The sequence below is a fragment of the Shewanella frigidimarina NCIMB 400 genome (assembly GCF_000014705.1).
Lineage (GTDB): Bacteria > Pseudomonadota > Gammaproteobacteria > Enterobacterales > Shewanellaceae > Shewanella > Shewanella frigidimarina.
The window spans coordinates 4,789,083-4,808,191 of sequence record NC_008345.1 but is presented as its reverse complement, the minus strand read 5'-3'; the positions used below and the strand labels follow the sequence as shown (position 1 = coordinate 4,808,191).

The following is a 19,109-nucleotide window of genomic DNA, read 5'->3' as shown; positions in this document are numbered from 1 at the left end:
ATATTGCTATCGTTAAACTCGCATTGTATAGCAACAAGCATATGTTAGTCAGATGATGGTTATCAATGTCAGCATCATCCTAGCTCACAAGCTGTATTGACTCAGATGTTATTTCAGTTTGTTGCATCTTTTTCAACTCAATATTTTTCCACACTTTGTCATGGAAGTAGAACACAACTGTATTGACGGCAGGCTCAAGCAGGGCAATGGTACCACCGATAATAATACTACCGGTTAATAGGTAGGTAATCGTAAAAGCCACACTGAAGTGTAAAATGGCAAAGCTGATTGTCTTTTTCATGATGAATCCCCTGTTTGATTTATTTAAATGATAACAGTTCTCATTATCATGTAAAGAGGGTTGATTCGATTATTGCAAATGAAAATTTCGATTACGTTTGTGATTTTTAATATTGAAAACAATAAAGGCCCTAAGAATGGCCTTCCATTACAGTTAATAATATGAATTAATTCAGGCGATTACAACAGATATTGTGATTAGTAATGCCACGGGAAACGTGAAAAGTCTTGATCTCGTTTTTCTAAAAAGGCATCACGACCTTCTTGAGCTTCTTCACTAGCATAGGCTAAGCGTGTTGCTTCACCGGCAAACAATTGTTGGCCAACCAAACCATCATCAGCCATATTAAAGCCATATTTAAGCATACGCATTGCAGTGGGGGATTTAGAATTAATCTCTTTGGCCCAGGCTAAGGCTTCTGTTTCCAGTTCGGCATGTGGAATGGCGCGGTTTACCATACCCATATTAAATGCCTCTTCTGCAGAGTAATTAAACCCAAGAAAGAAGATTTCGCGGGCACGCTTCTGACCAATCATCTTGGCTAAATAAGCACTGCCATATCCGGAGTCAAAACTGCCTACATCAGGGTCGGTTTGCTTGAAAACAGCATGTTCTTTTGACGCCAACGTTAAATCACAAACCACATGTAAACTATGTCCACCACCCACAGCCCAGCCAGGTACAACCGCAATGACCACTTTAGGCATGAAGCGGATCATTCGCTGCACTTCTAATATATGCAGACGCCCCATGCGAGCGACATCAGGTGTGCCTTCTTCAGCACCTTCATATTTATAGCCATCTTTACCACGAATACGCTGATCGCCGCCTGCGCAAAATGAGTACTGACCTTTTGCTGATGGTCCATTGCCTGTAATGAGTACACAACCTACATCGGACCATTGTCTAGCATGGTCTAAAGCTGTATAGAGTTCGTCTACCGTTTTAGGGCGAAATGAATTAAGGCAATCAGGCCTGTTTATTGCGATACGCACCGTGCCTTGAGATTTTGCGCGGTGGTAAGTGATGTCTTCAAAATTGAATCCTTCGACAAGATCCCATAACTCAGGGTCAAAGATGTCAGATACCGATTCAGCTTGTGATTGTGTCATAAAAAAACCTAGCCCCTATTGCAGATATTACACAAAGGCTAGGCTTATTTGATACTTAGGTCAATTCGTTACCATAAAATCGTTAACGATCTCGAGTTATTAGATTTTATCGCAAATAAATTGCAGATTGTCTTTAGTAAAAACAGGGTGGCGAGCACTACTATGGCAGTATTGGCTTTTAAACTCGCTAATTGCTTCATTACTGGTAAATACACCATCTAATTCACGAATTTCAATTGTCGATAAACGCTCATAAATTTCCGTTTTAATTTGTGGAATGTGTTTATCTATTTTAGTGATTTTTGTACCAGTCATCGAATCAAGCTTTTTATCTGCCTTAGTAAACATCGTTTTAATGTCATTAATGGGCTTATCAAGCTTGTCTGTTTCTGTCGCGAAATAATAAATAACCCCCGCGATTATTGCTAATCCTATCCAGCCTCTCATCTTTTTATCCAATAATGTGTTATTACCTATATAATAAGCTAGTTATCGTTCAATATTAAAGCAGTAAGGCTGTAACATGACGACAGAATCCAACTCCAAGGACTTTTCCAAACAACAACGTATTCAAATCCATCAACCTGATGCTAGTAAAGCAGACCGCTTCAATCCGCGCAACCGTATTTACGTAAGAGCTGTCGATGGCTTATGGACAACCTTACGACGTTATATGGGTTGGATAGCCATGTTATTTTTCTTACTTCTGCCTTGGTTACCCTGGGGAGACCGTCAAGCCGTTTGGTTTAATCTTGCTGAGCAAAAATTTCACGTCTTTGGTTTAACTATTTGGCCACAAGATCTCACCTTGCTTGCCGCACTCTTTATGATAGCCGCATTTGGGCTGTTTTTCGTTACCACTTATCTAGGCCGAGTGTGGTGTGGCTATACATGCCCACAAACAGTGTGGACCTTCATCTTTATATGGTTTGAAGAAAAGTTTGAAGGCGCGCGTAATAAACGTATCAAGCTTGACCAAATGCCGTGGAGTGTGAATAAACTCTGGCGTAAAACAGCAAAACATACCTCTTGGTTATTAATATCACTATTAACAGCCACTACGTTTGTATCCTACTTTGTTCCAAGTCGTGAGCTCTATATTGACTTCTTTACCCTTAATGCAGGTGGCGGGATATATTTTTGGGTGGTTTTCTTCACTATTGCTACTTACGGTAATGCCGGATGGATGCGTGAGATCATGTGTATTCACATGTGTCCCTATGCCCGCTTCCAAGCTGCCATGTTTGATAAGAATACCTATATTGTAGGCTACGACACTCAACGTGGTGAAACCCGTGGTCCTCGTACACGTAAACAAGATCCTAAAGAGATGGGTTTAGGCGACTGTATTGACTGTGACTTGTGTGTACAAGTGTGCCCAACTGGAATCGATATTCGTAATGGTCTGCAATACGAATGTATTAACTGTGGTGCTTGTATCGATGCATGCGATAACACTATGGAACGTATGGGATACGATAAAGGGTTAATCAGTTACACAACAGAAAACAAACTTGATGGTGTGCAAGAAAAGGTACTGCGACCTAAGTTAGTTGGTTACGGTGTGGTGTTGACTGCGATGATACTAATATTCATTTATGCCAGCGCAACGATTGCTCCGGTACGTATGGATGTCATTAGAGATAGAAACTCACTTTATCGAGAAAATAACCAGGGCAATACAGAAAATACCTTTACGATTAAAATTCTCAATAAAACAGAGCAACCACAAGAATACGAACTAAGCGTCGAAGGTTTGCCTAATGCCAGATGGATTGGCCCACAGCATGTATCGATAGAAGCTGGTGAAGTATTAACCCTGCCAATTAGTATTGCAGTTGATCCTATAGAGTTGAAGAGAAGTATCACTAAAATCGATATCAAAATAACTGCACAAATAGATGGTAGCCCAATAGAAATAAAACAGGAAACTCGATTCTTTGGTGATTAGAACCGAGTGAAATAGCCTAAAAAGGGACGGATAGTCCCTTTTTTGTTCTTTTCGATTGAAAAAGCACCTCTCGGTCATGTTTTTGCAATATTTAGCCTATTTATGCTTGCACAAATAATTAAGCTCCCTATAATGCGCAACCACTGACACGGCATACGTCGCTGACAGGTTGTAAGGTTCAAATTGAAGTTTACAACGGTGAAAAGAAAGTTTGAAAAAACACTTGACGCCAACACGGGAAAGCGTAGAATACGCACCCCAAGCCAACGACCTAGCGTCTTATGGTGATGTCTGAAAAATTGATATCAACGTTCTTTAACAATCTAAACAAGAAATCTGTGTGGACATTCACAGGTATTGAGTTATTCGAAATTGTCTTCTGTTCTTCGGAATGTTGGCAATCAAAAAATTTAAACTCAATGCAACGATGAATGTTCATAGTAATATGTACAAAGACTTTGTCAGCTTCGGTTGATAAAGCAATCAGAATTCATTGAGCCGAAACCTTCGGGTTTCAAAAAACTTTAATTGAAGAGTTTGATCATGGCTCAGATTGAACGCTGGCGGCAGGCCTAACACATGCAAGTCGAGCGGTAACACAAGGGAGCTTGCTCCTGAGGTGACGAGCGGCGGACGGGTGAGTAATGCCTAGGGATCTGCCCAGTCGAGGGGGATAACAGTTGGAAACGACTGCTAATACCGCATACGCCCTACGGGGGAAAGGAGGGGACCTTCGGGCCTTCCGCGATTGGATGAACCTAGGTGGGATTAGCTAGTTGGTGAGGTAATGGCTCACCAAGGCGACGATCCCTAGCTGTTCTGAGAGGATGATCAGCCACACTGGGACTGAGACACGGCCCAGACTCCTACGGGAGGCAGCAGTGGGGAATATTGCACAATGGGGGAAACCCTGATGCAGCCATGCCGCGTGTGTGAAGAAGGCCTTCGGGTTGTAAAGCACTTTCAGTAGGGAGGAAAGGTAATAGTTTAATAAACTATTACTGTGACGTTACCTACAGAAGAAGGACCGGCTAACTCCGTGCCAGCAGCCGCGGTAATACGGAGGGTCCGAGCGTTAATCGGAATTACTGGGCGTAAAGCGTGCGCAGGCGGTTTGTTAAGCCAGATGTGAAATCCCCGGGCTCAACCTGGGAATTGCATTTGGAACTGGCGAACTAGAGTCTTGTAGAGGGGGGTAGAATTCCAGGTGTAGCGGTGAAATGCGTAGATATCTGGAGGAATACCGGTGGCGAAGGCGGCCCCCTGGACAAAGACTGACGCTCATGCACGAAAGCGTGGGGAGCAAACAGGATTAGATACCCTGGTAGTCCACGCCGTAAACGATGTCTACTCGGAGTTTGGTGACTTAGTCACTGGGCTCCCAAGCTAACGCATTAAGTAGACCGCCTGGGGAGTACGGCCGCAAGGTTAAAACTCAAATGAATTGACGGGGGCCCGCACAAGCGGTGGAGCATGTGGTTTAATTCGATGCAACGCGAAGAACCTTACCTACTCTTGACATCCACAGAAGAGACCAGAGATGGACTTGTGCCTTCGGGAACTGTGAGACAGGTGCTGCATGGCTGTCGTCAGCTCGTGTTGTGAAATGTTGGGTTAAGTCCCGCAACGAGCGCAACCCCTATCCTTATTTGCCAGCACGTAATGGTGGGAACTCTAGGGAGACTGCCGGTGATAAACCGGAGGAAGGTGGGGACGACGTCAAGTCATCATGGCCCTTACGAGTAGGGCTACACACGTGCTACAATGGCGTATACAGAGGGTTGCAAAGCCGCGAGGTGGAGCTAATCTCACAAAGTACGTCGTAGTCCGGATCGGAGTCTGCAACTCGACTCCGTGAAGTCGGAATCGCTAGTAATCGTGGATCAGAATGCCACGGTGAATACGTTCCCGGGCCTTGTACACACCGCCCGTCACACCATGGGAGTGGGCTGCAAAAGAAGTGGGTAGTTTAACCTTCGGGAGAACGCTCACCACTTTGTGGTTCATGACTGGGGTGAAGTCGTAACAAGGTAGCCCTAGGGGAACCTGGGGCTGGATCACCTCCTTACCTATACGACTAACTCAATACCTAAAGTGCAGAGATGCATGTGAGTGTTCACACAGATTACTTGTTAACTTCTTCGGAAGTAGAGTGAAACACACCGTTTGCCGGTTAAGTGTTGTTCTTTAACAATTTGGAAAGCTGATAGTACTAACTAAAGGCGCATAAATGATGATTCGTTGTCGTTTGTGTGATCACGTTAGTGCGAAAAACGTTAATGCGAAAGCATTAACACTTGAGTTCTCAAAACACTGTTTAAGTGTCTTGAATATTCTAAAAAACTAAGGCGAGTCCACTTCCTACCCTGGAGGTGAGACAAGTAAAAACCAGCTGGTCATGATATGACCCAGAGCTCTTCTCTTGTTAATTCAAGGTGTGAAACTCATTTGGGTTGTATGGTTAAGTGACCAAGCGTATACGGTGGATGCCTTGGCAGTCAGAGGCGATGAAGGACGTAATAACTTGCGAAAAGCGTTGGCGAGCTAGTAATAAGCATTTGAGCTAACGATATCCGAATGGGGAAACCCACATGCATAAGCATGTATCACAACATGAATACATAGTGTTGTGAGGCAAACCCGGGGAACTGAAACATCTAAGTACCCGGAGGAAAAGAAATCAACCGAGATTCCCCTAGTAGCGGCGAGCGAACGGGGATTAGCCCTTAAGTCTATGGGGTGTTAGTGGAATGTGTTGGAAAGCACAGCGGCACAGGGTGATAGCCCCGTACATGAAAACTAACCATAGATGAAAACGAGTAAGGCGGGACACGTGACATCCTGTTTGAATATGGGGGGACCATCCTCCAAGGCTAAATACTCCTGACTGACCGATAGTGAACCAGTACCGTGAGGGAAAGGCGAAAAGAACCCCTGTGAGGGGAGTGAAATAGAACCTGAAACCGTATACGTACAAGCAGTGGGAGCGGTTCTTGAGACCGTGACTGCGTACCTTTTGTATAATGGGTCAGCGACTTACATTTTGTAGCGAGGTTAAGCGAATAGCGGAGCCGTAGGGAAACCGAGTGTTAACTGCGCGTTTAGTTGCAAGGTGTAGACCCGAAACCGAGTGATCTAGCCATGGGCAGGTTGAAGGTTGAGTAACATCAACTGGAGGACCGAACCGACTTATGTTGAAAAATGAGCGGATGACTTGTGGCTGGGGGTGAAAGGCCAATCAAACTCGGAGATATCTGGTTCTCCTCGAAAGCTATTTAGGTAGCGCCTCGAGCGAATACCATTGGGGGTAGAGCACTGTTAAGGCTAGGGGGTCATCCCGACTTACCAACCCTTTGCAAACTCCGAATACCAATGAGTACTACTCGGGAGACAGACAGCGGGTGCTAACGTCCGTTGTCAAAAGGGAAACAACCCAGACCGTCAGCTAAGGTCCCAAAGTGTATGTTAAGTGGGAAACGATGTGGGAAGGCTTAGACAGCTAGGATGTTGGCTTAGAAGCAGCCATCATTTAAAGAAAGCGTAATAGCTCACTAGTCGAGTCGGCCTGCGCGGAAGATTTAACGGGGCTAAACATACCACCGAAGCTACGGGTGCATTTCATTAGAAGTGCGCGGTAGAGGAGCGTTCTGTAAGCGGTTGAAGGTGAAGGGGTAACCCACACTGGACGTATCAGAAGTGCGAATGCTGACATGAGTAACGATAAAGGGAGTGAAAAACTCCCTCGCCGGAAGACCAAGGGTTCCTGTCCAACGTTAATCGGGGCAGGGTGAGTCGACCCCTAAGGTGAGGCCGAAAGGCGTAATCGATGGGAAACAGATTAATATTTCTGTACTTCCGCTAACTGCGATGGAGAGACGGAGAAGGCTAGGCTAGCGCGGCGTTGGTAGTCCGCGTTTAAGGTGGTAGGTTGATTTCTTAGGCAAATCCGGGAAATCGTACTTTAATGTACAGGCTGAGAGCTGATGACGAGTCACTACGGTGATGAAGTAGTTGATGCCATGCTTCCAGGAAAATCTTCTAAGCTTCAGGTTAGTGGGAATCGTACCCCAAACCGACACAGGTGGTCGGGTAGAGAATACCAAGGCGCTTGAGAGAACTCGGCTGAAGGAACTAGGCAAAATGGTACCGTAACTTCGGGAGAAGGTACGCTGCTGTTGGTGATGGGACTTGCTCCCTAAGCTGACGGCAGTCGCAGATACCAGGTGGCTGCAACTGTTTATCAAAAACACAGCACTGTGCAAAATCGCAAGATGACGTATACGGTGTGACGCCTGCCCGGTGCCGGAAGGTTAATTGATTGGGTTATCTTCGGAGAAGCTCATGATCGAAGCCCCGGTAAACGGCGGCCGTAACTATAACGGTCCTAAGGTAGCGAAATTCCTTGTCGGGTAAGTTCCGACCTGCACGAATGGCGTAATGATGGCCACGCTGTCTCCAGCCGAGACTCAGTGAAGTTGAAATTGCGGTGAAGATGCCGTATACCCGCGGCTAGACGGAAAGACCCCGTGAACCTTTACTATAGCTTGGCACTGAACATTGAACCTACATGTGTAGGATAGGTGGGAGACTTTGAAGCTTGGACGCTAGTCTGAGTGGAGTCAATCTTGAAATACCACCCTTGTAGTTTTGATGTTCTAACTCTGGCCCCTTATCGGGGTTGAGGACAGTGCCTGGTGGGTAGTTTGACTGGGGCGGTCTCCTCCCAAAGAGTAACGGAGGAGCACGAAGGTTGGCTAAGTACGGTCGGACATCGTACGGTTAGTGCAATGGCATAAGCCAGCTTAACTGCGAGACATACACGTCGAGCAGGTACGAAAGTAGGTCATAGTGATCCGGTGGTTCTGAATGGAAGGGCCATCGCTCAACGGATAAAAGGTACTCCGGGGATAACAGGCTGATACCGCCCAAGAGTTCATATCGACGGCGGTGTTTGGCACCTCGATGTCGGCTCATCACATCCTGGGGCTGAAGTCGGTCCCAAGGGTATGGCTGTTCGCCATTTAAAGTGGTACGCGAGCTGGGTTCAGAACGTCGTGAGACAGTTCGGTCCCTATCTGCCGTGGGCGTTGGATGATTGAAGGGAGCTGCTCCTAGTACGAGAGGACCGGAGTGGACGAACCGCTGGTGTTCGGGTTGTCATGCCAATGGCATTGCCCGGTAGCTACGTTCGGAATCGATAACCGCTGAAAGCATCTAAGCGGGAAGCGAGCCCTAAGATGAGTCATCCCTAGAGCTTTAAGCTCTCTAAAGGGCCGTAGGAGACTACTACGTTGATAGGCAAGGTGTGTAAGCGTTGTGAGGCGTTGAGCTAACTTGTACTAATGACCCGTGAGGCTTAACCATACAACCCAGATGGGTTTTACTGACCTTAGTGTTAGAATGAGGCGCTTAAACAGTGCGAACTCAAGACTCTTGATAAGAGTAAAAGCAATCAGCTTTCCGAATTATTATTTAATGCCTAATGAAGAATTAGTGCGTTAGATAAACAAATTTGTCTGGAAACCATAGAGCTGTGGCACCACCTGATCCCATTCCGAACTCAGAAGTGAAACACAGTATCGCCGATGGTAGTGTGGGGTCTCCCCATGCGAGAGTAGGTCATTTCCAGGCGCCTAATTATCTCGTTAAGAGATGCTCGAAAGAGCAAGTCTCCTAGTTATGACATACTAGCGACTTAAAAAGCATTTAGCATCGTGCGCAAGCAATTTGCTAAAGGAGCGGTAGTTCAGTTGGTTAGAATACCGGCCTGTCACGCCGGGGGTCGCGGGTTCGAGTCCCGTCCGCTCCGCCAATTACATAGAAGCCTCGTCTAACGACGAGGCTTTTTTGTATCTGAAGCTTACCAACCTTGCCCGAACAGATATCAACAGCCACAAGCGCTGCATTAATTTATACCATTTACATTAATTAATTGGTCAATTTTGTCCACCGTCTAGAACATAGTTGAATCACCCTTTCCGGCTCTGCAATAAATCGATTCCATGCAATGGAACACTGCTCAACAATATCGTCATATCCACTAAAGCAACGATTTGCGAGTTCATTCTGACGAAGCCATTGCCACACTTGTTCTATAGGGTTGAGTTCTGGCGAATAGGGCGGAAGCTTAAGGATACTAAGGTTATCAAAGTCCTCAGTCAGATCTTGTTGATGCCAACCTGCACCATCCATGATAACCAAAGCATGGCGACCCGATTCGGTAGCCTCTGAAATTAATGTTAAATGCTCCCACATATATTCACTGTTGGCTATAGCAGTACGAGAATGACCTTCGGTAAAATGAAGTAAGGCGAGATAACGCATACGTTTACGTGCGCTTTTCTCAGATTTAACTAATGCTGCAAGATTGAGATTATTCATCGATACTGAAGTAAGGAAATGACGAGCAATTAGATCACATATTTAATGTAAATGGTATTATTGCCATGCAGGTTACTTTTATCTGCATGGCATGAGTTTGTTAGTAATCGCTTAGACGTTCTACGATAAAGTCGACAAAACCTGTTCGGTTAATATTGAACAATACTTTTGCATTATGTGGTTTACCGGTTAATTGATAACGATCAACTACAGTCATTCCCTGTGTATATTCACCTTTAGTTTCAACGCCCACCCAACAATCAACGGCAGTAAACAGTGATGGATTAAGTAACCATGCAATGGTGCAAGGATCATGTAGTGGTGCACCAGTGAACCCCCATTTAGGGTCGCGGTGATAAATCATAAAGAAGTCGAGTAGTTCAGCAACACATTGCGCGATAGGATTATTAATGGCTCTAATTCTTTCGATATCCTCATCCATTATCTGAGCTTCGTGAGTAACATCTAGTCCACACATTACTATTGGTAAGCCTGATTTGAATACCATATCAGCGGCTTCTGGGTCGACAAAAATATTAAATTCAGCAGCTGGTGTCCAGTTGCCTACTCCTGCCGCTCCGCCCATCAGTACGATGCTATCTATGTTTGAATGTAACTCAGGATGAGCAGCTAGAAAAAGTGCAATATTAGTTAACGGTCCCGTTGGAACAAGTGTGACGGGCTGCTTACTGTTACGCACTTTATCGGCCATCAGTTCAATAGCCGTTTGCTCTACAGGTGCAAAGGCTGGATCGGGTAATTTTGGTCCATCCAGACCACTCTCGCCGTGTACATTGTCTGCAATGATCAGTTCACGAGCTAAAGGCTTAGGGGCGCCACTTGCAACGGGTATATCATGACGTCCCAATAGTGTTAGTACACGTAAAGCATTGTTTAACGTTTTGTCTGGTGTTTGGTTGCCTGCACTGGTAGTAACAGCTAACACATCAAGCTTTGCTGAACTAAGCGCTAAAATAAGTGAGATGGCATCGTCATGACCGGGATCACAGTCGAGAATTACAGGACGTTTCATGGGTAATTTCCTTATTCTATAAGAGGGTATAATGTACCACTATGACTGTTGTAGGCTTAATGCTTAAGAACTAAAAATGTGATCTAATATACAATGGCATAGTGGTTGAAGAAATGCTCGAGGGTAACTTGCCTTAGCTTGGCGACTATTTCAATTATTCTCGATATCAATAATGTAATTAAACATGTCGTTATGAGTGCATTCTTGTAAAATAGAGTGCTTTTTATTTAGTGGGTAAAGTTATGGATTGTCGTTTGGGTTGTGGTGCCTGCTGCATTGCGCCTTCTATCACCAGTGCAATACCAGGCATGCCGATGGGGAAACCTGCTGGGGTGCGTTGTATTCAATTAAACGCTGATAATCTTTGTATGATTTTTGGTCAGCCAGAACGTCCAGATGTTTGTGCTGAGTTTAGTGCAAGTATTGATGTGTGCGGCACGACAAATGAACAAGCTTTATGGTTGATCACTGATTTGGAGTCTTCAACATGCTAATCTGCGCTTATTACTTACCTTGGATATTTTAGATCATGCAATTAACCCGATATACAGATTTTGGTATTCGCATTTTGATGTATCTTGCAGTGCAATCTGAACGCGAAAATTTATTTCGAATAGCTGAAGTCACCAGTGTTTTTGACCTTTCTTCAAACCACGTAGCCAAGATTATCCATCAATTGGGTAAAATGGGATATTTGCAAACTGTCAGAGGTAAAAGCGGTGGTTTTAGATTGGCAAAAGCTGCTGATGAGGTGTTAATTGGACAATTGGTCCGTGATTTAGAGCATTCATTATCTCCTATTGATTGTGAATCTCCTTATTGCCGATTTACGCCAATATGCCGATTAAAAGGCGTGTTGGGTCAGGCTGTTACGGCTTATCTTGCTGTGCTTGATCAATATACTTTAGCTGATATTGTATCCAATAAGTCTGATATTTTATCTACACTACCAGACTTATCTATTTCAGTGTTGCAGTTGGATTAGGATGACTTGCTACTGCCACATTCACGTCATCAAATAATTGAGATGTTGGTACTAATGTGATGTCATTATCGTTTAAACGAGCTAAATTAGCGTTTAAAAATCGAATGGTTTCTGGGTAAGGATGCGCAATAACAACCAGCTTACCTTGTTGTTTCGACTGCGTAATCATTTGTTGGAATTGCCGTTCAAGTGCACGCTCACCAATGTCGTTATCTAAAAATATATGTCTTCTCAGTGATGGCACTCCAAGCTGCATAGCTTTGCTGCTGGCTTTGGTGTATTTAGTGGTAAAGCTATCGACAAAAAATAACTGCTGTTGTTTTAAACTCTGCATTACCCATAACATCGGTTCATCCATTTGAGTCAGTAAACTGCCCATATGATTATTCGCCCCTTTAGCAAATGGGATATTAGAGAACGCGCTTTGTAACTGTTGTTTAATTTGTGCCTCATTCATGTCATTGGTTAATCCTCCTGGTCCTAACGCTTTGCCATTTAAGGCTTGCATTGGCAGGTGTAACATTATTTCATGACCTTTATGATAACCATCTTGCGCAAGTTTTTGTCCTAGCGGAGTATGAGGTAATACCGATAAAGTGATCGAGCTTGGTAATGACAATGCTGCTTCGTCAGTTAGGCGATAACCAATATCGTCAATGATAATGGCTAATTTAGTCGCTGTAGCGGGCATGATGCTACATAGGCATAGTAGGAGTAATAGTAGGTTTCGCACGAATTTAGCTTACTTGGTTGTGTGAGTTTTATTGTTCAATGATATCTACATAATGGCGTGATTATAAACACAGTTATTGTCGTTGATATAGTGTTAATTAATCGGGCCGTTTACCGCTTTCTTTGGCAAGGCATAGCGCTATACCCTGTAATACGTTTAACCATTAAATATCAGTGGTGAGTGTTTTGCTATTAACGACAATAATAGGCTGGATCGACTGCCTTACCTTTATTGCGAATTTCGAAATAAAGCCCTGGTTCACTTTGTCCCCCAGAACGACCAACAAGCGCAATCGACTCGCCAGTTTTCACCATATCTCCAGGTTGTCTTAATAGTGTTTGGGCGTGACCGTAGAGGCTCATATAACCCTTGCCGTGATCAATAACTAACACCATACCAAAACCACGTAACCAGTCGGCATAAATAACTTTTCCTGATGCCACTGCATTAATATTTTGTCCTTCAGGTGCGGAAAGCACTGTCCCTTTCCAAACAATTTGTCCAGAACGGTTGCTACCAAATCGTTTACTCACTCTGCCGTTAGTTGGCCATTTTAATTTGGCTTTTTGACTGACTAATCCATCCATTGTTGGATTGGCTTTTGCGGCAAGCATTGCTTGTTGCACTATACGTTTTAAACTTGCCTCTTCTATTTGCAGCTGCTCTAATTCTGCCCCTTTGCTAGATAAGGTTCTTTGTAGTTGAGTCAATGTTTGTTGGCGTTGGCCTTGCTCTTTGGTTAATTGCAGCGCTTGTTGCTTTTGATCTATCACTAAAGCATTGAGTTTTTGCTGTGCAGTCACTTGCTGTTGCTTAACTTTATTAAGATCAATGCTAGTTTGCTTGAGTTGTTGAATAGCTTTTATGCGGGCATTGTTGAGAAATTGATAATACGCCAGCATGCGCTCAACAGTGGCGGGGTTTTGCTGGTTAAGCATCATCTTAGTGTAGTCATGATTACCCGCTAAATAAGCGCTAGATAACTGCTTTGATAAGGTGTCTTGCTGACTTGTTTTTAGCTTGGCTAAATCAATCTGCTGTTTATCTAAAGCGTTAATTTTGACGTTAACTTCAGCCAACGAATTTTGTGATTGGTTGACTTTTTTAGCTGCTTTTGCAATCGCTTGCTCGTCACTTTTTAATAACGCAATAAGCTTCTCGCGTTGCCTTGAGGTGTCTTTGAGCGAATTTTGTTGTTGGTTTATTTGTGCTTGAATAGACTTCAAAGCCGACTGGCGTGAAGACAAATCAGCACTATTTGCCGTAAATGAAAAGATTAGAAAGCCAGCAACAATGCTGGCTTTAATAAATAAACGAGTTATCACGAGTTAATGTTTACTCTTTAAGGTCAATGATACAGCGTCCACTCATTTCTTTGGGGATGCTTTGGCCCATCAAGGTTAACATAGTTGGCGCAATATCGCTCAAGCGTCCACCATCTTTTATTACGGCATCACGACCGACATAAACGAACGGTACCAAGTTACTGGTGTGAGCTGTAAATGCTTGTCCGTTAGAAGGATCTTTCATTTTTTCGGCATTACCATGATCGGCAGTAATCAAGCATTCGCCATCAACTTTAGCTAATGCTTCAACGACACGACCAATACATGCATCAACCGCTTCACAAGCTTTAACTGCGGCATCAAAGTTACCGCTATGGCCGACCATATCACCATTTGGATAGTTACAAATGATCACATCATATTTTGTAGATTCTATCGCCGCGACCAATTTATCGGTTAATTCAGTCGAGCTCATTTCCGGTTGCAGATCATATGTAGCGACCTTAGGCGACTGAATTAAAATACGATCTTCCCCTTCGAATGGCTCTTCTTTACCGCCATTGAAAAAGAATGTCACATGGGCATATTTTTCAGTTTCTGAAATACGCAGCTGGGTTTTATCCAAGTTTTGCAGGGTTTCACCTAAAGTGTTCACTAAATCACTTGATGGATAGGCTACCGGAGCATTAATGTCTGCAGCGTAGTCAGTTAACATCACAAAGTTGATTTTTGGTGTTTTATTACGTTTAAAACCGTCAAAATCTGGATTCACGAAAGTGCGAGTGATTTGGCGAGCACGATCTGCACGGAAATTCATAAATATCAGTGAATCATTATCGCTTAATACGGCAGCTTCGCCTTGCGCATCAACAATTGCAGATGCTGCAACAAACTCATCGTTTTCATCACGAGCATATGCCGCTTCAAGCGCTTCTGGTGCAGAAGCATAAGTAAACTTTCCTTTAGCTTCGGTAATTAATTCGTAGGCTTGCGATACGCGATCCCAACGATTATCACGATCCATGGCAAAGTAACGACCGATAATTGATGCTGTTCGGCCATGACCTAATGAGGCAAATAGCTCATCAAAATGAACCAAGCTATTTTTAGCGCTACGGGGTGGCGTATCACGGCCATCTAGAAAGGCATGTAAATACACTTTCGTTGCGCCGCGTTCAACAGCCATACGGCACATAGCTTCAATGTGCTCTTCATGGCTGTGTACACCACCGGCAGATAATAGTCCCATAATGTGCACCGCACCGTTTGCGGCAATGGCTTTGTCTACAGCATCGCAAAGTGCAGCGTTTTGTTCAAACTCATGGTCTGCAATTGCTTTACTGATGCGGGTGAGTTCTTGATAAACAATTCGGCCAGAACCAATATTGATATGGCCAACTTCAGAGTTACCCATTTGACCATCGGGTAATCCGACGTCAATACCAGAACCTGAAATAAGACTGTGAGGGTATTGTGCATTGAGCTTATCTAAGACAGGAGTGTTTGCATGAAAAACCGCGTTATCTTGCGTGTCTTCACTGTAACCCCAACCATCAAGGATAAGTAATGCGAGTGGACGTTTTTTAGCCATTTGCAAGTACCTTATTAAGTTAAAATAGAAGTGTTATAAAATTTCAATTGTATGAATATTACTACTTATCGATAGTGTGCAAAAGGCATATAGGTTTGAAGATATAACTAAAGCAGCTGATAACGAGGGGCGAGTCACGAATAACTCGGCGTAAACCGTTTATTTTAGGTGTTTCTTTAATGAAAACTGCCGAGCAAAACGATATACTCGAGGCCATCTCATCTTAGTCATCGTCAGAGAAATCAGTAATTATGCAAGAATATATGGAATTTTTTAAAGCGAACCCAATGTTAAGCTTAGCGTGGGTCGGCTTGTTTGTAGCACTTGTTGTTAGTGTCATTAAATCTGGTACATCAAAAGTGAAGAATGTCAGTCATCAAGAGCTAACACTCATGGTGAATAAGCAAGATGCCAAACTCGTTGATGTGCGTGGCAAAGAAGAATTTAAGAAAGGCCATATTGTTGATTCACTCAATGTGACCTTATCAGAAATTAAAAATAATCAAGTCACTAGCCTTGAAAAGTTTAAAACCAGCCCCATTATATTAGTATGTAACTCAGGTATGACATCAGGCCAAGCAGCTCAACTTCTTACTAAACAAGGATTTGAAAACGTGTTTAACCTTAAAGGTGGCATGGGCGAATGGCAAGGTGCTAATTTACCAGTCGTTAAAAGCAAGCGTTAATATCGTTGCTTAATGGTATTCAGTGTTAACGAATTTGGGTATGAGTTAACACGGTTTATTATCAAGATCCTGTTCGTTATTATTTATCGAGCTGGATCAACTTTACGGGATAGCACTAATGTTAGATTAATTCTTTATGCATTGAGTGAAAGCCCAACACAATTAGCTTCACAGAAAAGCTAAATAACATTGATAGGTAGGAAATTATGGCTGAAGTAGCAAACAACGAAGCACAAGCACCACAGTTCAACATTCAGCGTATTTATACAAAGGATTTGTCTTTTGAAACGCCAAACAGCCCAGCTGTTTTCCAGAAAGAATGGAACCCAGAAGTAAAATTAGATTTAGATACTCGCAGTAACAAATTGTCTGACGACACATATGAAGTGATTTTATCACTGACTGTTACCGCTAAAAATGGCGAAGACACTGCATTTTTATGTGAAGTTCAGCAAGCGGGTATTTTCTCGATTGTTGGTTTAACTGAGCAACAACTTGCCCATTCTTTAGGTGCATATTGCCCTAACGTATTGTTCCCATACGCACGTGAATTAGTTGGCAACTTAGTTGGCCGTGGTACTTTCCCACAACTAAACCTTGCTCCAGTGAATTTTGATGCTCTATTTGCTCAGTACGTTCAACAGCGTCAAGCTGCTGCAACTGAAGAAGCAACTGCATAATTTATGAATAACGCTGCCGAAATTACGGTATTAGGGGCGGGGTCTTATGGCACCGCCCTTGCTATTTCTTTAGCCAGCAACGGCCATAAGACATTGCTTTGGGGTCACGATCCTAAAAGCATGCAAGTGTTAGCGGAAAGTCGCAGTAATGAACGTTTTTTGCCTGGCATTCAGTTTCCTGATTGTTTATCCATCGAAGCTGATTTAGGCAAAGCCTTAGCCGCTAGCAAGAATATTTTGGTTGTTGTACCAAGCCATGTATTTGGTGACGTGCTTAAGCAAGCAAAACCATTATTGCGTGACGATGCACGTATTGTGTGGGCGACCAAGGGCTTAGAGCCTGAAACTGGCCGTTTATTACAAGATGTTGCTCGTGAGCAATTAGGTGAACATTATCCACTAGCTGTGTTGTCTGGGCCTACGTTTGCCAAAGAATTAGCCGCTGGTTTACCTACCGCTATTTCGGTTGCAGGTACATGCCCACAGTTTACCCATGACTTGGTCGAATTGCTTCATAGTCCAAAACGCTTGCGTGTATACGCAAATGACGACTTTATCGGCATACAATTAGGCGGAGCGGTTAAAAACGTGATTGCCATTGGTGCAGGTATGTCCGACGGTATTGGTTTTGGTGCAAATGCACGCACTGCACTTATTACTCGTGGTTTAGTGGAACTGAGTCGCTTAGGTGAAGCTATCGGCGCCGATGCATCTACTTTTATCGGTATGGCTGGTTTAGGTGACTTGGTACTAACCTGTACCGATAATCAGTCGCGTAACCGTCGTTTTGGTTTGGCTTTAGGTCAAGGCAAAGACGTGATCACCGCCCAAGAAGAAATCGGTCAAGTAGTCGAAGGTTACCGAAACACTAAAGAAGTGTTTACCTTAGCCAAACGCCTAGGGGTAGAAATGCCGATCACCGAGCAAATTTACCAAGTGTTATACCAAGGTAAAGCACCCGTTGAAGCAGCAAAAGAGTTACTCAGTCGAGACAAAAAATCTGAAACACTGAAAAAATAGTGTAACAGAGCGGCTAAGTTAACCGTGAGTAGATACCAAAAAGGATGCTAAAATAGCATCCTTTTTTGCATTTAATATTTATCAATTAAATACAAAACAACCCATTTAAAGTGTGGAGTAAAACGTGAAACATCATGACGTAATTATTATCGGCGCCGGCGCGGCAGGATTAATGTGTGCTGCAACCGCGGGCTATCGAGGTCGTGATGTATTGGTGTTAGACAACGCCAAACAAGCGGGCAAAAAAATTCTTATTAGTGGTGGCGGACGTTGTAACTTTACCAACCAAAAGGTTGAGCCGCACCAGTTTATTTGTGGCAATCCACACTTTGTAAAATCAGCATTAGCTCGCTATCGTTCAAGCGATTTTATTGAGCTGGTTGAACGTCATGGTATTGAATACCATGAGCGCGAGCATGGGCAGTTATTCTGTAATGACTCAGCCAAAGAAATCGTCACCATGTTAATGACTGAATGCGAATGGGCCGGCGCTAAAGTAAAGCTGCGTACTGAAATGCTATCTGTTACTAAAACAGATACAGGATTTAATTTAACTACCTCAAATGGCGACTTTAGCTGCGAGTCGTTAGTGATAGCGACTGGCGGTTTGTCCATGCCCAAATTAGGTGCTACGCCTTATGGCTATAAGCTGGCAGAGCAATTTGGTTTAACTGTGTTATCTACCAGTGCTGGTTTAGTTCCATTTACGTGGCATGCCGAACAAAAAGTGCGCTTTGAGCCGTTATCGGGTATTGCTGTACCAACAACCATTACCGCCCAAGATGGTACTCAATTTAGCGAAGCGTTATTGTTTACTCATCGTGGTCTATCAGGCCCAGCAATACTGCAAATTTCTAATTACTGGCAGCCAGGTGAAGCCATTTCTATCAATTTATTACCGGGTGAAAACGCGTTAGATAAAATTGAATTTGCACTGAAACATCATCCAAAGCAAAGTCTACGCAATACCTTAAGCCAGTGGTTACCTAAGCGTTTGGTTGAAACACTATTTGACGAGTCTCAACTCGATAAAGCATTAAACCAACTCGGCCACGGCGAGCGAGAAAAACTCGCTAACGACTTAAACGACTGGTCTATTACCATGAATGGCACTGAAGGTTACCGCACCGCAGAAGTCACTTTAGGCGGCGTTGACACCAATGAATTATCATCTAAAACCATGCAAGCTAATAAGGTCTCTGGATTGTACTTTATTGGTGAAGTAATGGACGTAAGTGGTTGGTTAGGCGGGTTTAATTTTCAGTGGGCTTGGAGCTCTGGTGTTGCTGCAGGATTGGCAGTTTAATTGTTTTCGTGGAATTGCAACGAAGACAATTGGAATTAAACGAA

General features: G+C 43.7%; 14 protein-coding genes, 1 tRNA gene, 3 rRNA genes and 1 pseudogene. 11 read left to right on the top strand and 8 right to left on the bottom strand.

The genetic code is table 11. The features are described from left to right. Positions 1-79: 79 nt before the first annotated feature. From SFRI_RS20735 to SFRI_RS20725, 3 genes are all read right to left on the bottom strand, one after another. Complete coding sequence (locus SFRI_RS20735) at positions 80-301, bottom strand: DUF2061 domain-containing protein (protein ID WP_011639436.1); 222 nt, start codon at positions 299-301, stop codon at positions 80-82. Positions 302-498: 197 nt separating this feature from the next. Further along, positions 499-1,413, bottom strand: a complete 915-nt coding sequence (locus tag SFRI_RS20730; RefSeq protein ID WP_011639435.1) for a 1,4-dihydroxy-2-naphthoyl-CoA synthase — start codon at positions 1,411-1,413, stop codon at positions 499-501. A gap of 99 nt (positions 1,414-1,512) precedes the next feature. Then, a complete protein-coding gene (locus tag SFRI_RS20725; RefSeq protein ID WP_011639434.1) occupies positions 1,513-1,860 on the bottom strand; it encodes a hypothetical protein in 348 nt (115 codons plus the stop codon). A gap of 76 nt (positions 1,861-1,936) precedes the next feature. Between SFRI_RS20725 and ccoG the strand changes: the two genes are divergently transcribed. From ccoG to SFRI_RS20700, 5 genes are all read left to right on the top strand, one after another. After that, positions 1,937-3,364 (top strand): cytochrome c oxidase accessory protein CcoG, encoded by a 1,428-nt coding sequence (gene ccoG / locus SFRI_RS20720; protein WP_011639433.1) that lies wholly within the window; start codon positions 1,937-1,939, stop codon positions 3,362-3,364. Between the two features lie 525 nt (positions 3,365-3,889). Beyond that, a 16S ribosomal RNA gene (locus tag SFRI_RS20715) occupies positions 3,890-5,432 on the top strand. A 391-nt stretch (positions 5,433-5,823) separates the two neighbouring features. Continuing rightward, positions 5,824-8,728 (top strand): 23S ribosomal RNA (locus SFRI_RS20710). Positions 8,729-8,879: 151 nt separating this feature from the next. Continuing rightward, positions 8,880-8,995, top strand: a 5S ribosomal RNA gene (gene rrf / locus SFRI_RS20705). Together the 16S, 23S and 5S rRNA genes with 1 tRNA gene alongside form the textbook arrangement of a ribosomal RNA operon. Positions 8,996-9,099: 104 nt before the next feature. Further along, positions 9,100-9,176, top strand: a tRNA-Asp gene (locus tag SFRI_RS20700). A gap of 116 nt (positions 9,177-9,292) precedes the next feature. On the opposite strand, the pseudogene SFRI_RS20695 reads toward SFRI_RS20700, so the two are convergent. Together SFRI_RS20695 and rihA are read right to left on the bottom strand one after the other, a co-directional pair. Then, positions 9,293-9,634, bottom strand: a pseudogene (locus tag SFRI_RS20695) (transposase); the annotation flags it as partial. A gap of 211 nt (positions 9,635-9,845) precedes the next feature. Continuing rightward, positions 9,846-10,778, bottom strand: coding sequence for a pyrimidine-specific ribonucleoside hydrolase RihA (gene rihA, locus SFRI_RS20690; protein ID WP_011639431.1), 933 nt, complete (start codon positions 10,776-10,778; stop codon positions 9,846-9,848). Positions 10,779-11,020: 242 nt separating this feature from the next. Here rihA and SFRI_RS20685 point away from each other — a divergent pair, with 242 nt between their 5' ends. Next, entirely contained in the window at positions 11,021-11,272 is a 252-nt protein-coding gene (locus SFRI_RS20685; RefSeq protein WP_011639430.1) for a YkgJ family cysteine cluster protein, read from the top strand. Between the two features lie 35 nt (positions 11,273-11,307). Further along, positions 11,308-11,763 carry an Rrf2 family transcriptional regulator gene (locus SFRI_RS20680; protein WP_011639429.1) on the top strand — a complete coding sequence of 152 codons (456 nt, stop codon included), beginning with the start codon at positions 11,308-11,310 and terminating at the stop codon, positions 11,761-11,763. Here the strand turns inward: SFRI_RS20680 and SFRI_RS20675 are convergent. The 3 genes from SFRI_RS20675 to gpmM all read right to left on the bottom strand — a co-directional run bounded on the left by SFRI_RS20675 (position 11,738) and on the right by gpmM (position 15,373). Continuing rightward, entirely contained in the window at positions 11,738-12,496 is a 759-nt protein-coding gene (locus SFRI_RS20675; RefSeq protein WP_041413261.1) for a divergent polysaccharide deacetylase family protein, read from the bottom strand. The two genes, SFRI_RS20680 and SFRI_RS20675, sit on opposite strands and share 26 nt — an antisense overlap. Before the next feature lie 191 nt (positions 12,497-12,687). Beyond that, the gene (locus tag SFRI_RS20670; protein ID WP_011639427.1) at positions 12,688-13,821 is read right to left on the bottom strand and encodes a murein hydrolase activator EnvC family protein; all 1,134 of its coding nucleotides are present in this window, start codon (positions 13,819-13,821) and stop codon (positions 12,688-12,690) included. 10 nt (positions 13,822-13,831) lie between these two features. Beyond that, entirely contained in the window at positions 13,832-15,373 is a 1,542-nt protein-coding gene (gene gpmM / locus SFRI_RS20665; protein WP_011639426.1) for a 2,3-bisphosphoglycerate-independent phosphoglycerate mutase, read from the bottom strand. Positions 15,374-15,624: 251 nt separating this feature from the next. On the opposite strand from gpmM, the gene SFRI_RS20660 reads away from it, so the two are divergent. The 4 genes from SFRI_RS20660 (at position 15,625) to SFRI_RS20645 (ending at position 19,065) form a co-directional block, all read left to right on the top strand. Further along, positions 15,625-16,059 carry a rhodanese-like domain-containing protein gene (locus tag SFRI_RS20660; protein WP_011639425.1) on the top strand — a complete coding sequence of 145 codons (435 nt, stop codon included), beginning with the start codon at positions 15,625-15,627 and terminating at the stop codon, positions 16,057-16,059. Positions 16,060-16,265: 206 nt separating this feature from the next. After that, positions 16,266-16,739, top strand: coding sequence for a protein-export chaperone SecB (secB, locus tag SFRI_RS20655; RefSeq protein ID WP_011639424.1), 474 nt, complete (start codon positions 16,266-16,268; stop codon positions 16,737-16,739). A gap of 3 nt (positions 16,740-16,742) precedes the next feature. After that, positions 16,743-17,759 carry an NAD(P)H-dependent glycerol-3-phosphate dehydrogenase gene (gene gpsA / locus SFRI_RS20650; RefSeq protein WP_011639423.1) on the top strand — a complete coding sequence of 339 codons (1,017 nt, stop codon included), beginning with the start codon at positions 16,743-16,745 and terminating at the stop codon, positions 17,757-17,759. A gap of 124 nt (positions 17,760-17,883) precedes the next feature. Then, positions 17,884-19,065: a BaiN/RdsA family NAD(P)/FAD-dependent oxidoreductase gene (locus SFRI_RS20645; RefSeq protein WP_011639422.1), complete on the top strand. Its 1,182-nt coding sequence runs from the start codon at positions 17,884-17,886 to the stop codon at positions 19,063-19,065. Positions 19,066-19,109: the final 44 nt, after the last annotated feature.